Annotated in this window: 17 protein-coding genes; 2 read left to right on the top strand and 15 right to left on the bottom strand. The window is 64.9% G+C overall.

The features are described from left to right. Positions 1 to 30: 30 nt before the first annotated feature. Entirely contained in the window at positions 31 to 1,191 is a 1,161-nt protein-coding gene (locus OXR00_RS00690) for a hypothetical protein (protein WP_267386105.1), read from the bottom strand. A 73-nt stretch (positions 1,192 to 1,264) separates the two neighbouring features. After that, positions 1,265 to 1,558, bottom strand: a complete 294-nt coding sequence (locus tag OXR00_RS00685; protein ID WP_242146030.1) for an Hpt domain-containing protein — start codon at positions 1,556 to 1,558, stop codon at positions 1,265 to 1,267. A gap of 82 nt (positions 1,559 to 1,640) precedes the next feature. On the opposite strand from OXR00_RS00685, the gene OXR00_RS00680 reads away from it, so the two are divergent. Continuing rightward, positions 1,641 to 3,950: a hypothetical protein gene (locus OXR00_RS00680; RefSeq protein WP_267386104.1), complete on the top strand. Its 2,310-nt coding sequence runs from the start codon at positions 1,641 to 1,643 to the stop codon at positions 3,948 to 3,950. A 40-nt stretch (positions 3,951 to 3,990) separates the two neighbouring features. Here the strand turns inward: OXR00_RS00680 and OXR00_RS00675 are convergent, their stop codons facing one another. The 5 genes from OXR00_RS00675 to panB all read right to left on the bottom strand — a co-directional run bounded on the left by OXR00_RS00675 (position 3,991) and on the right by panB (position 9,092). Continuing rightward, the gene (locus OXR00_RS00675) at positions 3,991 to 4,398 is read right to left on the bottom strand and encodes an Hpt domain-containing protein (protein WP_242146028.1); all 408 of its coding nucleotides are present in this window, start codon (positions 4,396 to 4,398) and stop codon (positions 3,991 to 3,993) included. Positions 4,399 to 4,515: 117 nt separating this feature from the next. Continuing rightward, on the bottom strand, positions 4,516 to 5,877 hold the full coding sequence (der, locus tag OXR00_RS00670) for a ribosome biogenesis GTPase Der (RefSeq protein ID WP_267386103.1): 1,362 nt from the start codon (positions 5,875 to 5,877) through the stop codon (positions 4,516 to 4,518). Positions 5,878 to 6,071: 194 nt separating this feature from the next. Further along, on the bottom strand, positions 6,072 to 7,460 hold the full coding sequence (locus OXR00_RS00665) for a PQQ-binding-like beta-propeller repeat protein (RefSeq protein WP_267386102.1): 1,389 nt from the start codon (positions 7,458 to 7,460) through the stop codon (positions 6,072 to 6,074). Beyond that, positions 7,457 to 8,155 (bottom strand): tetratricopeptide repeat protein, encoded by a 699-nt coding sequence (locus OXR00_RS00660; RefSeq protein WP_267386101.1) that lies wholly within the window; start codon positions 8,153 to 8,155, stop codon positions 7,457 to 7,459. The genes OXR00_RS00665 and OXR00_RS00660 overlap by 4 nt, the downstream gene beginning before the upstream one ends. 64 nt (positions 8,156 to 8,219) lie before the next feature. Then, on the bottom strand, positions 8,220 to 9,092 hold the full coding sequence (gene panB / locus OXR00_RS00655; RefSeq protein ID WP_267386100.1) for a 3-methyl-2-oxobutanoate hydroxymethyltransferase: 873 nt from the start codon (positions 9,090 to 9,092) through the stop codon (positions 8,220 to 8,222). A 363-nt stretch (positions 9,093 to 9,455) separates the two neighbouring features. Here panB and OXR00_RS00650 point away from each other — a divergent pair, with 363 nt between their 5' ends. Then, on the top strand, positions 9,456 to 9,590 hold the full coding sequence (locus OXR00_RS00650) for an entericidin A/B family lipoprotein (protein ID WP_267386099.1): 135 nt from the start codon (positions 9,456 to 9,458) through the stop codon (positions 9,588 to 9,590). 61 nt (positions 9,591 to 9,651) lie between these two features. On the opposite strand, the gene tatC is transcribed toward OXR00_RS00650, so the two are convergent. The 8 genes from tatC to argS form a co-directional block, all read right to left on the bottom strand. Beyond that, on the bottom strand, positions 9,652 to 10,431 hold the full coding sequence (gene tatC, locus OXR00_RS00645; protein ID WP_242146022.1) for a twin-arginine translocase subunit TatC: 780 nt from the start codon (positions 10,429 to 10,431) through the stop codon (positions 9,652 to 9,654). Further along, positions 10,428 to 10,865, bottom strand: coding sequence for a Sec-independent protein translocase protein TatB (tatB, locus tag OXR00_RS00640; protein ID WP_267386097.1), 438 nt, complete (start codon positions 10,863 to 10,865; stop codon positions 10,428 to 10,430). The genes tatC and tatB overlap by 4 nt, the downstream gene beginning before the upstream one ends. Positions 10,866 to 10,909: 44 nt before the next feature. Next, positions 10,910 to 11,143, bottom strand: a complete 234-nt coding sequence (locus OXR00_RS00635; RefSeq protein WP_242146020.1) for a Sec-independent protein translocase TatA — start codon at positions 11,141 to 11,143, stop codon at positions 10,910 to 10,912. A 26-nt stretch (positions 11,144 to 11,169) separates the two neighbouring features. Next, on the bottom strand, positions 11,170 to 11,760 hold the full coding sequence (gene scpB / locus OXR00_RS00630; RefSeq protein ID WP_267386096.1) for an SMC-Scp complex subunit ScpB: 591 nt from the start codon (positions 11,758 to 11,760) through the stop codon (positions 11,170 to 11,172). Next, on the bottom strand, positions 11,757 to 12,485 hold the full coding sequence (locus tag OXR00_RS00625) for a ScpA family protein (RefSeq protein WP_267386095.1): 729 nt from the start codon (positions 12,483 to 12,485) through the stop codon (positions 11,757 to 11,759). The genes scpB and OXR00_RS00625 overlap by 4 nt, the downstream gene beginning before the upstream one ends. Before the next feature lie 76 nt (positions 12,486 to 12,561). Next, positions 12,562 to 13,569, bottom strand: a complete 1,008-nt coding sequence (locus OXR00_RS00620) for a glycoside hydrolase family 3 N-terminal domain-containing protein (RefSeq protein ID WP_267386094.1) — start codon at positions 13,567 to 13,569, stop codon at positions 12,562 to 12,564. A gap of 116 nt (positions 13,570 to 13,685) precedes the next feature. Then, positions 13,686 to 14,405, bottom strand: a complete 720-nt coding sequence (locus tag OXR00_RS00615; RefSeq protein ID WP_267386093.1) for an SPOR domain-containing protein — start codon at positions 14,403 to 14,405, stop codon at positions 13,686 to 13,688. Continuing rightward, complete coding sequence (gene argS / locus OXR00_RS00610) at positions 14,405 to 16,132, bottom strand: arginine--tRNA ligase (RefSeq protein WP_267386092.1); 1,728 nt, start codon at positions 16,130 to 16,132, stop codon at positions 14,405 to 14,407. The genes OXR00_RS00615 and argS overlap by 1 nt, the downstream gene beginning before the upstream one ends. Between the last annotated feature and the right edge of the window lie 37 nt (positions 16,133 to 16,169).

Genomic DNA, 16,169 nt, shown 5'->3' with positions numbered 1-16,169 from the left:
CATGCTTAGCGCGGTATCGTTAAAACGCGCCTAAGGCTTTTCGACAAGCGTCTCAATCGCCACGGCCAGGGTGGCGGCGGCATACAGACCGACGCAGCCAAGTGCGGCGAGCGGCGCGCTCACGATCGCGAACGGCAGCATCACGATCGGCGCAGCGGTTAGGCTCGACCACCAGCGGCGCGGCCACGCCGCGAGCGAGACTCGCTCCACGAGCACGCCCGCCATGATCGCCGCCACCGCCAGCGCCCAGCCGAGCGCGCTGTGCGTGGCATCACCCACTGCCATCACGCTGCCCGCGCCGAGCACCGGGCCGACAACGGCGAGGATTCGCGCCGGCAAGGCCTCGTCTCGCAGCCAGGCCAGCATGTGTGCGGTGGTGGCAAGCAGCACCCCGAGGATGATGAGGACCAGCCCGACCGTCAGCCATGCCGACAGGATCGCGCCGATCCCTGCCAGCCCCACCACGCCCGCGCCAAGGCTGAACGCCCAACTCGGCGCGCCGCGTGCGAGCAGCGGCGGCAGCGCGAGTCGCGCCGGCAGCGCGGCGGCGTAGCGATCCGCCCAGCGATCCGGCTGCGCCATCAGCGTCACGACGATGGCGTTGCCCCAGCGCGCCAGTGCCTGCGAATCGCGTTCGATCCCGTGCGCGGCTTCAGCCGCCTTGGGCAAGCGGATCTGCTTGGCGCCGGCCTGCGCGACAATTCGCAACAGGGTGGACTGGAAATCGTAGTCGCGCGGCATCACCGCGACATCCTTGATCCGCGCGACATCGATCAGCGCGAGCCCGGCCCAGTTGGTCGACACGCCGATCCGCTCGAACTGCGGGTCCGCGTCGCCGGTCACCAGCAGCGCATCGCCACGCTCCGCCGCAAGCAGCGCGACGGTATCGCCGGTCGTGACCAGCCCGTCGGCCACCACCAGCACGCGCGCGAGCGGGTGAAGCTGCTCGACCGCCTCGACCGCGGTGCGCACCGCATCGACCGACACGCCGCGCCGCCCGATCCGGCTGATCGCGCCGAGCAGACCCGGCGTCATGCGGGCCACCGCAAGGATGATCTGGGTCGCGCCGGCCGCGATCAGCAGCCGCGCCTGGAACTCGATCAGCGTCAGGCCGCCGAACGGCAACGTCTCGCCAAGCGTTCCCGCACGATCGTCAGCATCTTCAGTCGCAAAAATCAGGCCGGCCAGCATCCGCGGGCCTTAAGCGCAGTCTCGCGCAAAGGCAAAGCGGTAGCAGTCCTTAGTCGATTAGCGGCAATCCGCCTCAGAGCCGCTCCACCGCACGGCGCAACCGGCGCACCATCGCCGCGTCCATCGGTTGCGCTTCCGCAGCCTCTCCGGCAATCGCCATCAGACGAATCGCACCGAAGCTTGCCGCAAGGCCTTTCAACCTGCTGGCCGCGAGGCGCCATTCTTCGGGACGGCGCGCCGCCTCCAGCAGACCCAGCGCGCGGTTCGCACTGTCGAGGAACGCGCCACGCAACTCCGCGATCAGCGCGGGTTCGTCACCTACCGCAGCCGCGAGCGTTGCATCGATTGCACCGGGATCATAAGCCATAGGAAGTGAATAGCCCGGCCCGTGTTAAGGCAAAGTTTCGCAATTCGCTTTGCCAGCACGCAAATCATGGTAAACGAAGCGTATGAACGGGGGTTCTCGCATCATTGATCTTCGCCCCGGCGCGGAAGATTCGTCCAGCAGCGGCAGCGCGGACATCACTGAGCATAATGGCGAAGCGGTTCCCGAATTTACCGACGACTTGCTGACGTTTGCTGATCCCGAAGAGCCGCCCACGCGTAGCTTGGCCTGGGTATTTCCCACGATTGGCGCGGTGGTTTCGTTCGGCTGGGTCGTCGGCATGCTTGCGCTGAGTTGGCCACATCTCGCCGCAACGCCGCCGATGGGCCTCACGGTGTTCATCGCGGCGTTGTGCGTGCCGCCCGCGCTGATCGGCATCCTGCTTCTGCTCGCGCTTCGCACCAGCCGCGCCGAGGCAACGCGCTTTGCCGGCACCGCACAGGCGATGCGGGCCGAAGCGGCGTATCTCGAACGCACGATCGCGGTGCTGTCGCGCAAAATCGAGGATAACCGCCAGCAACTCTCCGAACAGGCAGCGGCGATGGCGGCGATCGGCGAGACCGCGACCTTGCGACTCGCCGGTATCGGCAGCGGCATCGGCGCCGAAATCCAGCGCGCGGAGATCAACGCGCAGGCGCTCGCCGCCCTGTCCGGCAGCGCGCGCGCGGAACTCGAGACGCTGATCGCCATGCTGCCCGGCGCGGGGGAGGATACCGCCACCCTGACCGAGCAGATCAAGCAGACCGCGATCGTCGCGAGTGAAAGCGCGACTGCGCTGGACGTGCAGCTTTCCGCGCTGACCGAACGCGGACGTGAGGCGGATCAGGTTGCTGGTGGCGCCGCACAGAAGCTCGCCGCCAATCTGATGCGGATGAAGGCGACCAGCGAATCGGCGGCGGCGCGGCTGGAACAGGTCAGCTCGGAGATGTCGATCTCCGTTGACGCGCTGCTCGACCGGACCGCAGGCGCGGTTGATGAAGCGCGCAAGGGGATCGCCGCGCAGGGCGAGGCGATGCTGGCGATGCTCGGCACCAACCAGGCCGCGCTCGACCATGCCGCGCGCGACAGCGCCGAGGCGCTTGCGGCACGTATCGCCGTGATCGAAACGATGATCGACCGCATTTCCGACCGGCTCGCCACGCAGGGCGACGCCACCAGCGAAGTGGTCGAGATGCTCGGCACCGGCGTCCACCATCTGTCGGGCGAGTTCGACGCCTTCCACAATCGTCATGCCGCGCACACGCAGGAACTGGCGGTATCGATGGAGGCGCTGCGGGTATCTGCCGAGGGCATGACCGACACGATCCGCACCGGCGAGCAGATCGCCTCGACCACGATCGCGACGACGGAGCGGCTGCTCATCGCGCTCGATTCGGCGACGCGCGAGATCGACGAGACGATCCCGACCGCGTTGTCGCGACTCGATGCACGGATCATCGCCAGTCGCGGCATCGTCGGTGATGCCAAGCCCGAGTTGCTCGCGCTCGTCACCGCCGCCGAGAGCACGCACGACGCGATCGAGGCGATTGCCGCCGTGGTGTCCAGCCAGCGCGACCAGGTCGAGAAGCTGGCCGGCACGTTGCAGGACACGCTGGCGGTCAGCACCGAACAGGCAGCCGCACTCGGCACGTCAGTCGACGACACCGTGGCACAGGCGCACCGGTTTGCCGAGGATGCCGCGCCCCGGCTGCTGGAGGCGCTGTTGCGGGTGCGCGACACCGCGAATTCTGCCGCTGCGAGTGCGCGCGAGACGCTCGCCGACGTCATTCCCGAAGCAGCGGCGGCGTTGGAGGCCGCGACCTCCGACGCGATGCAGCGCGCAGCATCGGCGACGGTGGAGTTGCACCTCACCGCGATCGGCGAAGCGGCCGAGGCGGCGGCGGACGTGGCGGACCGGATTTCGGCGCGGCTGACCGATCAGATCGCGACGATCTCCCAGGCCAGCACGATCGTCGAGAACCGCATCGACCAGGCACGGACTGAGCGCGAGAAGGCCGACGAGGACAGCTTCGCACGCCGCGTCTCGCTGCTGATCGAGGCACTCAACTCCGCTTCGATCGACATCGCCAAAAGCTTCTCGACCGAAGTCGCCGACAGTGCGTGGGCCGCCTATCTGCGCGGCGATCGCGGGGTGTTCACCCGGCGCGCCGTGCGGTTGCTGGATGCAGCAGAGGCGCGAGATATCGCGCATCTGTATGACAGCGACAACCGCTTTCGCGATCACGTCAACCGCTACATCCACGATTTCGAGGCGATGCTGCGCGCGATCCTCGCGCAGCGCGACGGCTCGCCGATGGGCGTGACGTTGCTGTCTTCCGATATGGGCAAACTCTACGTCGCGCTGGCGCAAGCGATCGAGCGGCTACGGAGTTAAAGCGGCGCTTCTGCTTCGTTCCCGCGAGTGCGGGAAAAGGCTAGGCGACACGCCGTCCGAAGCCACCGCGCCGCGCCACGATGGGGTTCGCCTCGTGCTCCAGCACCGATAGCGTGCGTTCGAACAGCGGACGCAAGCTTGCCACCAGTGCAAGCGCCTCTTCGGGCGTATCACGGTTTTCGACACAATCCCGTGCGATCGTTTCGATCCGCTCCGCCAGCATGCCGAGCGGTTCGGCGCCGAACTGCCGAGACTCGCCCTTCAGCGTGTGCGCCGGCAGCACAAGACCGGCGGCGCTCTGCGCGCGCATCGCCGCTTCGATCGCCGCAACGGATTTCACGCCATCTTCGCGGAAATAGCCAAGGATACGTACGAAGCCCGCACCCAACTCGTTGCGCGCGCTTGCGAACGCCGTCCAGTCGACAAGATCCCGATCGTCGAGCGCCACTGTAAACCTCCTCCATCACGACCATGAGCGACCGAGATAGTTATAGGAAGCTTCTACGCGGTCCCGGTAAACGAGATATTGACGAGACACGCTTACTGCCGCGTCAACTATGGCGTCCTAGCGATCGAACGGGTTTTTCGGAGCCCGCAACGTCAGCCGCACCGGAACCGCACCAAAGCCGAGATCGCGCCGTATGCCATTGATAAGATAGCGCTGGTAGCTCATCGGCAGTTGGTCGACGCGCGTGCCGAACAGAACGAAACCGGGCGGGCGCGTCTTGGCCTGGGTAAGATACCGGAGCTTGATGCGCTTGCCGCCGGGCGCCGGTGGCGGATTGGCGTCGACCGCCTTTTCGAACCAGCGGTTAAGTTCGCCGGTGCCGACCCGCCGCGACCATGCTTCGCGCGTTTCGAACGCGACTTGGATCAGTGTGTCGATACCCTTGCCGGTTGCCGCCGAAACGGTGAGCACGGGCAGACCCTTGACCTGGCTTAGCCCATCTTCAAGCGCACCCCGAATGCCGTTGAACAGGCTGGAGCCATTCTCGGCCACGTCCCACTTGTTGATCGCGACGATCAGCGCGCGGCCTTCCTGCAGCGCGGCGTCGGCGATACGCAGATCCTGCGCCTCCAGCCCGCGTGTAGCGTCGAGCAACAGTACGACGACTTCAGCGAAATCAATCGCGTGCAGCGCGTCGGCAACCGACAGCTTCTCGAGCTTATCTTGTACGAGCGCCTTTTTACGCATGCCGGCCGTGTCGATCAGGCGAACCGGCCGCCCCTGCCAGGACCAGTCGATCGCGATGGAATCACGCGTAATCCCGGCCTCCGGACCGGTGATGAGGCGATCCTCGCCGAGGATCTTGTTGATGAGCGTCGATTTGCCCGCATTCGGGCGACCGATGATGGCAAGCTTCAGCGGCCCATGTTCGTAGAACTCGTCGTCCTCGGGCTCTTCCTCGATCGGCGCATCCGCGTCGCGTTCGACATGCGGTAGCAGCGCCTCGAACAATTCGCTGAGGCCTTCGCCGTGTTCGGCGGAAAGTTCGACCGGATCGCCGAAACCGAGCGCGAGCGCCTCGATGATGCCGGCCTCACCTGCACGGCCTTCGGCTTTGTTGGCGACCAGCACGATCGGCGTGGTCGAACCGCGAAGCCACCGCGCGATCTCCTCGTCGAGCGGAACGATGCCGGCACGCGCGTCGATCAAGAACAACGCGACGTCGGCCTGCGCGACGGCGGCCTCGGTCTGCTGCCGCATCCGACCAGGGAGCGAGGCGGCGTCCTGATCCTCATAGCCGGCGGTGTCGATCACGCGGAAGTCGAGCCCGATCAATGAGGCATCGCCCTCGCGACGATCACGCGTCACACCGGGACGATCGTCGACCAGCGCGAGCTTCTTGCCGACGAGGCGGTTGAACAGGGTCGATTTACCGACGTTCGGTCGGCCGATTATCGCGACCACGGGGAGGTTAGGCATCGCGCTCCCTTACGATACCCTCGCGCTTTCGTCACCCCCGGGGCGCTTCGTGCCGCCCGACGTTGCCTGAACCCGCGCCGGACGACCCGGCCGCACCAACGATGCGGCGCAGCATCTGCTCGGTGCTCGGGTCGATCTACACCCGCCGGCTCAGCGGCTCGCGGCTTTCGGTCGCGAACAGCATCGCCCCGCCGTCACTTATAGGCGACCACATGGCCTTTCTGATCGAGCACATAGAGCGTCTGATTCGCCACGATCGGCGGCAGCGTGAAGCTCTGTTTCGCGTTGATCGACGACACCACTTTCCCCGTTTCCGGCGCGGCGGACACGATCTGGCCGAGCGAGTTGGTCAGCACCAGCCGTCCGCCAGCCAGCACAGGGCCAAACCACGTGATCGGGTTCTTGTGCTTTTCCTTCTTCTTTTTCTTCTTCTTGTCAGTCGGAGCAACATCGTCCGCAGCGACCTTGTCGCTCTTGTAATGCTGGAGCTGGCTGATCCACCGCACCTTGCCGGTGGAACGCGCCAGGCAGACCAGACGCGCGTCATCGGTCACCAGGAACAGCCACTCGCCTGCCACCCACGGGGTCGAAATGCCGGCGAAGTTCTGCTCCCACTGACGCTGGCCGGAATTGATCTCCAGCGCGACCGTGCGGCCGCCCTGCCCGACCGCGAACACCGTGCCACGATCGATCACCGGATCAGCATCGATATCGGCAAGCGACGATACCGAGGTCGAGATGCTGGAGCGCGACAGCGCATCCTGCCACAGCGTGCGGCCGTTCTCGTAACGATAGGCAGTCAACTCGCCGGACGAGAAACCGGCGATCACCGTCCCTTGCGCCACCGCCGGTGCGGCCACGCCGAACACACCCTGCGTTTCGAGAGAACCCGAACCGGTCCACACCACCGATCCGTCCGCCTGCGACAGCGCGTAAAGCTGATTATCCTGCGTCAGCACATACAATTGGCCGAGTGCCACCGCCGGCGCGTTGCGCAGCGGTCCGCCCGGGCGTACTCGCCACAACTCCTTGCCGTCCTTGGCGTTGAACGCGACGACGTCACCAAGGCCATCGGTCGCAAAGATCTTGCCGTCATCGAAACTCGCGCCGCCGCCGAAGCGAGCCGCGCGGTTCTTCTTCTTCGAACCCGCCGCGATATCGGCGGTCCACATCTTGGCGCCAGTCGTGGCGTCGAACGCGTGAATGGTGGCGTCGACATCGACCGCGAACAACTTGCCATCCGCCACGATCGGCGCGGAGCCGAACCGCTGCCGGTTCGATCCGCCGTCGATCTGCGCGGTCCACTGCCGGGTGAGCGCGGTGCCAAGCGCAAGCTGACCTAGCGACTTGGCCGCGCTGCCGCCGGGCTGCGCCCAGCTCTCGTTGACGGTCGGCTCCGGCAAGGTGACCTGCACATCGGCGATTGTCTTGTCCGCGTCCGCCGCGCTTTCGGAGGCGAGGATCGGGATGCGCTCGCCTAACGTCGGGGTCTTATGACGCCCGCCGCCTTTGAGTGCGGCACAGCCGCTCAGCGCGAGCGAGGCAGAAGCCGCCGCGGCCAGGATTGCGGTACGCTTGTTCATTTGGCCTTCTTGTCCTCAACCTGATCGACAGCGTCGATGCCGAGCATACCCGTCATCTGGACGGCACGCTGGCGGATCGTGTCGGGTACATCATTATTGCGCGCGATCTGGGCGAACAGCGGGCCAGCCAGGTCGGGCTTGTTCATCCGCAGATAGGCCATCGCCACCAGCTCGCCGGCGCTGCCGAACCAAGGGTTCTCCGGCCTGGCGAGATCGCGCAGCCGTGCCACGACGACATCCGGCTTGAGGCCGTCGAATTCCGCACTGGTCTGGCGGATCAGCGCGAGATCGCGGAAGGGCTGGCCCACGCCGGTATCGGCTGCAATCGCTGCGAAAATCTTGGCCGCACCCGCCAGATCGTTCTTCTGGAGCAGCAGATCGGCCTGCGTGAACTTCGCCAGCGCTCGGTAGCCCGGCTCACCAGCGGTTGCGAGATCGGCGAGCGGCGTGTCCGCGCCCGGCGTCTTGGCGGCGATGCCGTCATACACCTTCTGCAACGTCTCGGCCTTTGCACCCGATACCGACTGTTCGTGATTGCGCCACAACAGGTATCCGCCGAACAGCGCCAGCGCGACGACCAGCGCGATGATGGCAAGCCGTCCGTAACGCTCCCAAGCGCCCGCCAACTGGTCGCGGCGGAGCTCTTCATCGACTTCGCGCAGGAATGCGGCATCGGTATTCGGCGTAACGGCCAACGCAAAGCTCCATCAGGCTGGGAAGACGCCGACCTTAGCGGTCCGCGGCAACAAGGGGAAGTGGTCAGTCCTTCGGCAGATACGTCTGGTCCACGCCCGGGAATTCCCGAGATCGTACATCGCGCGCATAGGTCTCAACCGCGGCGGAAATGCGGCCGGCCATATCGTCGAACTTCTTGACGAACCGCGCCGTGCGCTCGAACAGGCCGAGCATATCCTCGGTCACCAGCACCTGCCCGTCGCACTGCGCCGATGCGCCAATGCCGATGACCGGACAGGCGACCTGTTCCGTAATGGTGCGCGCCAGCGGCTCCAGCACACCCTCCGCTACGATTGCGAACGCGCCGGCGTTGGTGATGGCGTGCGCATCGGCGAGGATCTTGGCTTGTTCGGCTTCGCTGCGACCGCGCGCACCATACCCGCCGAGTGCATTCACCGCCTGGGGCGTGAGGCCGATATGCCCCATCACCGGAATGCCGCGCTCGGACAGAAACGCGACCGTCGACGCCATCGCCGCCCCGCCTTCGAGCTTGACCGCGGCCGCGCCGGTCTCCGCCATGATCCGCGCCGCCGAGGTGAACGCCAGCTGCGGGCTCGCCTCGTAACTGCCAAACGGCATGTCGATGACGACGACAGCGTGGTAGCTGCCGCGCACAACCGCCGCGCCGTGCGCGCACATCATGTCGAGCGTTACCGGCAGCGTGGACGGCAGACCGTAGATGACCTGGCCCAGACTGTCGCCGACCAGCAGGAGATCGCAATGCGGATCGAGCAATTGCGCCATCCGCACCGTGTAGGCGGTCAGCATCACCAGCGGTTCGCCGCCCCCATCGGCACCTTTGCGCTTGCGAATCGCGGGCACGGTCAGCCGTTTCATCGGGGTGGGCGTGGGATTGGCGCGGCTGGTCGCGGTATCGATCGTGAAGGTCGTGGACATATCGTTTCTCTAGCGGCACGAGGCCGACCGCGCCAGCGGCTCGCGTCCGCCGACAAACGACCCGGCCGGCCGCTACGCATGTCACACTTTTTTCCAGGTACCCGGAACCCAACTTGACTCGCCACGTTCTACACCTCGGATAGCGACTTTATGCCCCCCCCCCGCTCTCGCTATCCAAGACATGGGTCCGGACGCACTACCCTCCCCCCCCCCGGTAGTGCGCCGGACCCAAATTCTTTTCCGTGCAAACTCCGGCTCCCAAGACATTTTAAACGTCGCAGCGTTATGCATGCGGAACGTAGCGCGACCTCGAACATTGTTCGGGCACGAAGGCGTTTCCTTCGGAAGGTCAGGAGATTTCAAATGCGGAAGTTCGTAGGATTGGCGCTCGTCGCTGGTGCATTGCTGGTAAGCGCGTGCAACACGATCGAAGGCGCCGGCAAGGATGTTAAGTCAGCGGGCAACACCGTTGCCAAGACTGCTGACGACGCCAAGTAATCTTCGTCATTCCGTTTTGAACGAACCAGGGTACCGGTAACGCCGTGACCCTGGTTTTTCTTTATTCAGCGGGTTCGGCTTCGATCTCGACCGGAGGCCGCCGCCGCTCGGTAAACCAGATCGCGATCAACGCGAGTTCGTACAGCAGGATCAGCGGCACCGCGAGCATGATCATCGAACCCGCGTCAGGCGGCGCAAGCACCAACGCGACGCCGAAGCAGCCGACAATCGCGTAGCGTCGCGCGCCGACCAACTGCTTGCGGGTTACAATTCCCGCTCGTTCCAGCAGCATCAGCACGACCGGCAGCAGGAATGCGATGCCAAAGGCAAGCAGGAACTGCATCACGAAATCGAGATATTTGTCGACCGCCGGAAGAGCGGTCTGCTCGATGCCCCCGACGTTGCCCTGATAACTCAGCAGGAAATGCAGCGCCGTCGGCACCGCAACGAAATACGCCATCGCTGCACCGCTCGCGAACAGGAACGGAGTCGCGATCAGGAAAGGTAGGAGCGCGCGCTTCTCTTTCCGGTACAGACCCGGTGAAACGAACTGCCAAAGCTGGTTGGCGATCACTGGAAAGGCGACCATCAGTCCAGCAAACAGTCCGACCTTGAGCTGCACGAAGAAAGCCTCGAACAGACCGGTATAATAGATTCGCTTCTGACCCGCCTGAATGAGGGGATGGACCAGAATGCCAAAGATCGGTTCGGCAAAATACATGCAGACGCCGAACGCAACCGCCAGCGCGGCAATGCTGTAAAGCAACCGACGTCGCAATTCGACGAGGTGATCCAGCAACGGTGCGCGCGAGGCGTCGAGTTCGTCGGCCGGTGCGTTCATGACGGCGCCTTGTCACGGTCGGCCGGGGCGTGCGAAACAGCGTCGGCGGCGGGGGTGACCGTCGGATGCTCCACGTAAACCGGGGGGGCATCCTCGCTATACTGCCGCTCACTATCAGGCAGCGCTGGCATATCCGGCTGCGTGGTAGCAGGCACATGCTCGATCGCAGCCACGGGAGGTGCCTCGATCGCCGGTGTCGGCGGATGCTCACGCATGATGCGCTCGTTCTCCGCTGCCCACTTCTTTTCCATGTCCTGCAACTCGGCTTCGCGCACCATGGTGTCGAAACCGCTGCGAAACTGGTTGGCAACACCGCGCATCCGGCCGACCCAATAGCCGGCGACGCGCATTGCCTTGGGCAGATCCTTCGGCGGGATGACGACAAGCGCCACCGTCCCGAGGATCAGCAGTTCCATAGGCGCAATATCGAACATGTACGGGCAGAACCTTCAGCGAGGACGTTAAGGGAGTTGCGGCCTTAACGGTCTTCGCGAACCTTTTCGCCGTTCACGTCGAACGCCGGTTCCGCTGCGGCCTTCGCCTCGATGCGGCTTGCCGGGCGCGCAGGCTCGTCTTCCTCGGCCATGCCCTTCTTGAACGATTTGATGCCCTTTGCGACATCGCCCATCATGCTCGAAAAGCGGCCACCACCCAGAACGAGGATCGCCAAAACGCCGAAAATGAGCCAATGAATCGGACTACCGAAACCCATCACACTTCTCCTAGTACAAGACCTTTCTAGTCCTGTTCCGAACGCTTGACCACCTCGTTCGTGTCCGCTTGCATTTCTAGCGCAAGATCGAGGGGATCGAGCAGTCCGGCAGCACGCAAATCCTCAAGCCCCGGCAAGTCGCGGCGGCTCGCCAGACCGAAGTGCGCGAGAAACGCCGGCGTGGTCGCATAGAGCAGCGGCCGACCCGGGACCTCGCGTCGTCCGGCGGGGCGCACCCAACCGGCCTCCATCAGTACGTCGATGGTCCCCTTGGAAATCTGCACGCCGCGAATCGCCTCGATCTCCGCGCGGGTGACAGGTTCATGATAGGCGACGATCGCCAGAGTCTCGGTTCCGGCGCGGCTCAACCTGCGCGGTTCCTCGCGATCCCGTCTCAGCAGGTGGGCCATGTCGGCGGCAGTCTGGAAGTGCCAGCGGTCGCCACGCCGGACCAATTCGACACCGCGCCCGGCGTAATCGGCGGCGAGACGATCGAGCGCAGCCCGCACGTTCGCGCCCTCGCCGACATGTGCGCGAATTGCGTCGGCTGTCAGCGGCTCGGTGGCGGCGAACAGGATTGCCTCGACCGCTCGGACGAGAGGGTCGGGCACTGTCATCGCAGCGCGCGCAGGTACAGCGGTGCGAACGGGGACGCCTGTTGCAGTTCCACCCTCCCCTGCCGCGCAAGTTCCAGCGCCGCGAGGAACGAAGATGCGAGCGCAGACTTACGGAACACGTCGCTTGCGCCGTCGGGCAAAAAGCTTTCGATCACCGCCCAGTCGATCGCACTGCCGACCAGACGGGCGACACGATCGAGCGCGGCTTCCAGCGTCATCACCGGGCGATCGGCAACGATGTGCATGACCGGACGGGTCCGCGCGCTGATCCGCCCATACGCCGCAATAAGATCGAAGATTTCGGCCTGCCACAATGTTTTGCGCATGGTTCTCAAGCCTTCGGGCGAACCCCGCGCGAAGACGTCGCGACCGATCCGGTCGCGCGCCATCAGCCGAGCGCCCGCGTCGCGCATCGCGTTCAGCCGCTCCAGGCGCAGTTGCAGCCGCAAGGCGAGATCTTCAGGGGAAGGCTCGACCTCCGGATCGCGCGGCAGCAGTAAACCGGATTTGAGATATGCCAGCCACGCGGCCATCACCAGATAATCGGCGGCGAGTTCCAGCCTGATCTCGCGGGCTTGCTCGATAAAGGCGAGATACTGATCGACCAGCGCGAGGATCGAAATCTCCCGCAAATTGACCTTCTGATTACGCGCCAGCGCCAGCAGCAGATCGAGCGGCCCCTCCCAGCCATCCAGGTCGAGCGTAAGGGTTTCGGGTTCGGTCATGGTGCGGTGTAATCAGATCCGACACGTGTGCGACAACCGAGGTCACTTGTTCGCACGACCTGCCGGGTGCGTAGGATCAAACCAGCGCCAGCAACGCGTCGCGCTTGGCGACCAGTTTCGCGAATGCAACGTCACTCCTGCGTGCCGTTACTCCCGCCATCGCGCGGTCGAGCCGCGCGCGTGACACCGCAGAGATATCGTCAAGCCGCTCGACGATTTCGACCATCTCGTCCATGCGCCCCCAGCAGTCGAGCACCACATCACAGCCTGCAGCAATCGCCGCCGCAGCCTTCTCGCCCGCGGTGCCGGACAACGCTTTCATGTCGATGTCGTCCGTCATCAACAGCCCGTCGAATCCGATCTTGCCGCGGATTACCTGTTCGACGACGGTCGGCGATAGCGTTGCGGGGCGCGCTGCATCCCACACGTCGAACACGATATGTGTCGTCATCCCCATCGGTGCATCCGCAAGCCTGCGGAACGGTTCGAGATCAACCTCAAGCGCGGCTTCGTCGGCAGTCACGCGCGGCAGTTCGAGATGGCTGTCGACAAGCGCGCGGCCATGGCCCGGCATGTGCTTGACCACTCCGACCACACCAGCCCGCGCGAGGCCGTCAAGGATCGCGCGGCCCATCGCCGCGACACGCATCGGCTCGCGACCAAGCGCGCGGATGGTGATGATCTCGGCGGTATCCGGTTGCGCGATGTCGAGCATCGGCCAGCAATCGACGTTGATGCCGACTTCGGCCAGCATCACGCCGGTTGCCTCGGCATGCGCGCGCACCGCCTCGATGGCGGAGATCGGCGCCACATCATACAGGGCATCAAATGCCGGGCCGGCAGGGAATGCCGGCCATTCCGGTGGCCCCATCCTCGCGACGCGCCCGCCCTCTTGATCGATCAGGATCGGCAGATCGTCACGGCCCGTCATGGCGCGTAGTTCATCCGTCAGGGCAAGGAGTTGAACGCGGTTCTCGATGTTTCGTTTGAACAGGATGAAGCCGAGAGGTTCGGCTTCGACGAAAAACCGGCGCTCATCGGCGGTAACGGTAAGGCCCGACAGGCCAAAGATGACAGGCTTCATCCCAGCGGCATATCAGCCTTGGGCGGACCGTCCAACCGGGTTCAACCAGCGCCTGCGATTTGGAGCACCACCGGCGCGGCATTCACCGCCAACGCGACGCACGTTCGCCTTCTTTCTCAATCCTTGGCAACGAAACACGCCTCGCCGGCAACCTTCAGCTTGCCGCACAGCTCGCCGGCTTGGCTGGCACTTCCGGCGTTGACGCGCAGCCGGTAGGTGGTGCGACCGTTTACGTCGGCAACCTGCACCGACTTGCCGAGGGGCGCGAGATAGGTGATCCGCGCGGACAGCTTGCTCCATGCCGCATTTGCCGCCGCTTCGGACGGGAACGCGCCGAGCTGCACGAGTGCACCGCCGGAGGTGCCGTGCGCGACGGCAGGCGTCGTCGTTTTCGCCTCCAGCTTGCCGTGCGAAGGCGGCAACGCAACGACCGCCTTGCTGGTGCCAGCACCTTCCTTGACCACCGGAGCGGCCTTCTTGCCGATGATCGGCGCCTCGGGCACCGCCTTTACGTTGATCGACGCATTGCCGCTGCCTGCGCCGTTGCTGGTCGCAATGGCGCTATCGCCCTCGCCTTCGACCTTGAGGCCACCCGGCTCATCCGGCTTGACCTTGTAATCGCCCTCCTGCGCGGCGATCATCGCGCCGTTGCCCCCGGCATCGCGCGCATTGCGGATGAGCTGATAGCCGAGGATCGCCGCGGCGATCACCGCGAGCAACGCCGCCACGACCAGCGCGATATGCAGTGCTGACGGTCCTTCGTGATAATCATCCTCTGCGGTTTCCAGCCACGGCAGGCGATCGTCGTCGTGGGAATCCAGCTTGGGCGACGTCATCACTTCATCTCCTCGACAGCCTCAACCCCCATGATGGAGAGACCGTTGCGAATGATCTGCCCGATCGCGTCGGCGAGGAAAAGCCGCGCGCATGTGACGGCCGGATTGTCGATCAAAAGGAAGCGACGTTCCGGCCGATCGTTGCCGACATTCCACAACGCATGAAGTGAAGCGGCCAAGTCATAGAGATAAAATGCAATTCGGTGTGGCTCACGTGCCGCCGCAGCCGTCTCAACGATACGGGGGAACTGCGCCGCCAGCTTCACCAGCGCGAGATCTTCCGTATCAAGTTGAGACACGTCAACACCATCACACACGATATTCGCGTCGGCAGCCCGGCGGTGCAGCGAAGCAATCCGCGCATGTGCATATTGGACATAGAAGACAGGGTTGTCCTTCGATGCCTCGACAACCTTCGCGAAGTCAAAGTCCATCTGCGCATCGGCCTTGCGGGTCAGCATGGTGAAGCGCACCACGTCCTTGCCGACCTCGCGCACGACATCAGCAAGCGTCACGAAGTTACCGGAACGCTTGGACATTTTCACCGGCTCACCAGCACGCAGCAGGCGCACCATCTGCACCAGCTTGACGTCGAAGCGAGTCTTGCCCCCGGTCAGCGCCTGCACCGCAGCGGTGATGCGCTTGACGGTGCCGGCATGGTCAGCGCCCCAGATGTCGATCAGCGCGTCGGCGGCTTGCGCCTTCTGGAAATGGTAGGCGAGGTCGGCGCCGAAATACGTCCACTGCCCGTTCGACTTGCGAATCGGTCGGTCCTGATCGTCGCCGAACTGCGTCGAGCGGAACAGCGGCAACACCACCGGCTCCCAATCCTCGAGCTCCTGCCCCTTGGGCGCTTCCAGCACGCCGTCATAGATCAGACCACGCGCCCGTAGCTCCGCCTCGGCCGCCTCCGGCTTGCCCTCGGCCTGCAACTCGGCCTCGGACGAGAACAGATCATGGTGGATGCCGAGCAGCGCGAGATCGGCGCGGATCATCACCAGCATCGCCGCCACCGCGGTTTTGCGGAACAGCACCAGCCACTCGCTCTCATCGGCCGTTACGAAGCGGTCGCCATATTCGGCTGCAAGCTGTTGACCGACCGGGACAAGATAGTCGCCCGGATACAGACCCTCCGGGATCGCGCCAACATCTTCGCCCAGCGCCTCGCGGTAGCGCAGGTGCACCGAGCGGGCGAGCGTATCGACCTGTCCGCCGGCATCGTTGACGTAATATTCGCGGATCACGGTATGCCCGGCGAACTCCAGCAGGGCGGCGAGCGCATCGCCCACCACCGCGCCACGGCAATGGCCCATGTGCATCGGCCCGGTCGGGTTGGCCGAGACATATTCGATGTTGACGGTCGTGCCACGGCCCGTGGTGGAGCGGCCATAATCACCCGCCGCGTCCCGGATAGCGGACAGCTCGGCGCGCCAGCTATCATCGCTGAGCTTCATGTTAATGAAGCCCGGCCCGGCGATCGCCACGTCCTCGACCTCGTCGAGCTTGCGCAACTCTCCCGCGATCTTCTCGGCCAGCGCGCGCGGGTTGGTGGCAGCGGGCTTTGCGAGCACCATCGCCGCATTGGTGGCGAGGTCGCCGTGGCTCGCGTCGCGCGGCGGCTCGACCGTGACGGCCGCGCGGTTCAGCCCGGCGGGCAGGTCTCCGGCAGCAACAAGCGTGTCGAGCGCCGCATCGAGATGCGCGGCGAAACGGGCGTAAAGGGTCATGTCTGGTCCGGTCGTGTCTGGCGAGCGCGGGCCTTAG

Source organism: Sphingomonas sp. GC_Shp_3, from assembly GCF_026540945.1.
Lineage (GTDB): Bacteria > Pseudomonadota > Alphaproteobacteria > Sphingomonadales > Sphingomonadaceae > Sphingomonas.
This window is presented reverse-complemented; position numbering and strand designations above follow the sequence as displayed.

Bases quoted from the DNA above. Each gene is read 5' to 3' on its own strand.
- OXR00_RS00690 (WP_267386105.1), bottom strand. From the start codon at position 1,191: ATGCTGGCCGGCCTGATTTTTGCGACTGAAGATGCTGACGATCGTGCG.
- OXR00_RS00685 (WP_242146030.1), bottom strand. From the start codon at position 1,558: ATGGCTTATGATCCCGGTGCAATCGATGCAACGCTCGCGGCTGCGGTA.
- OXR00_RS00680 (WP_267386104.1), top strand. From the start codon at position 1,641: ATGAACGGGGGTTCTCGCATCATTGATCTTCGCCCCGGCGCGGAAGAT.
- der (WP_267386103.1), bottom strand. From the start codon at position 5,877: ATGCCTAACCTCCCCGTGGTCGCGATAATCGGCCGACCGAACGTCGGT.
- OXR00_RS00665 (WP_267386102.1), bottom strand. From the start codon at position 7,460: ATGAACAAGCGTACCGCAATCCTGGCCGCGGCGGCTTCTGCCTCGCTC.
- panB (WP_267386100.1), bottom strand. From the start codon at position 9,092: ATGTCCACGACCTTCACGATCGATACCGCGACCAGCCGCGCCAATCCC.
- OXR00_RS00650 (WP_267386099.1), top strand. From the start codon at position 9,456: ATGCGGAAGTTCGTAGGATTGGCGCTCGTCGCTGGTGCATTGCTGGTA.
- tatC (WP_242146022.1), bottom strand. From the start codon at position 10,431: ATGAACGCACCGGCCGACGAACTCGACGCCTCGCGCGCACCGTTGCTG.
- tatB (WP_267386097.1), bottom strand. From the start codon at position 10,865: ATGTTCGATATTGCGCCTATGGAACTGCTGATCCTCGGGACGGTGGCG.
- OXR00_RS00635 (WP_242146020.1), bottom strand. From the start codon at position 11,143: ATGGGTTTCGGTAGTCCGATTCATTGGCTCATTTTCGGCGTTTTGGCG.
- scpB (WP_267386096.1), bottom strand. From the start codon at position 11,760: ATGACAGTGCCCGACCCTCTCGTCCGAGCGGTCGAGGCAATCCTGTTC.
- OXR00_RS00625 (WP_267386095.1), bottom strand. From the start codon at position 12,485: ATGACCGAACCCGAAACCCTTACGCTCGACCTGGATGGCTGGGAGGGG.
- OXR00_RS00620 (WP_267386094.1), bottom strand. From the start codon at position 13,569: ATGAAGCCTGTCATCTTTGGCCTGTCGGGCCTTACCGTTACCGCCGAT.
- OXR00_RS00615 (WP_267386093.1), bottom strand. From the start codon at position 14,405: ATGACGTCGCCCAAGCTGGATTCCCACGACGACGATCGCCTGCCGTGG.
- argS (WP_267386092.1), bottom strand. From the start codon at position 16,132: ATGACCCTTTACGCCCGTTTCGCCGCGCATCTCGATGCGGCGCTCGAC.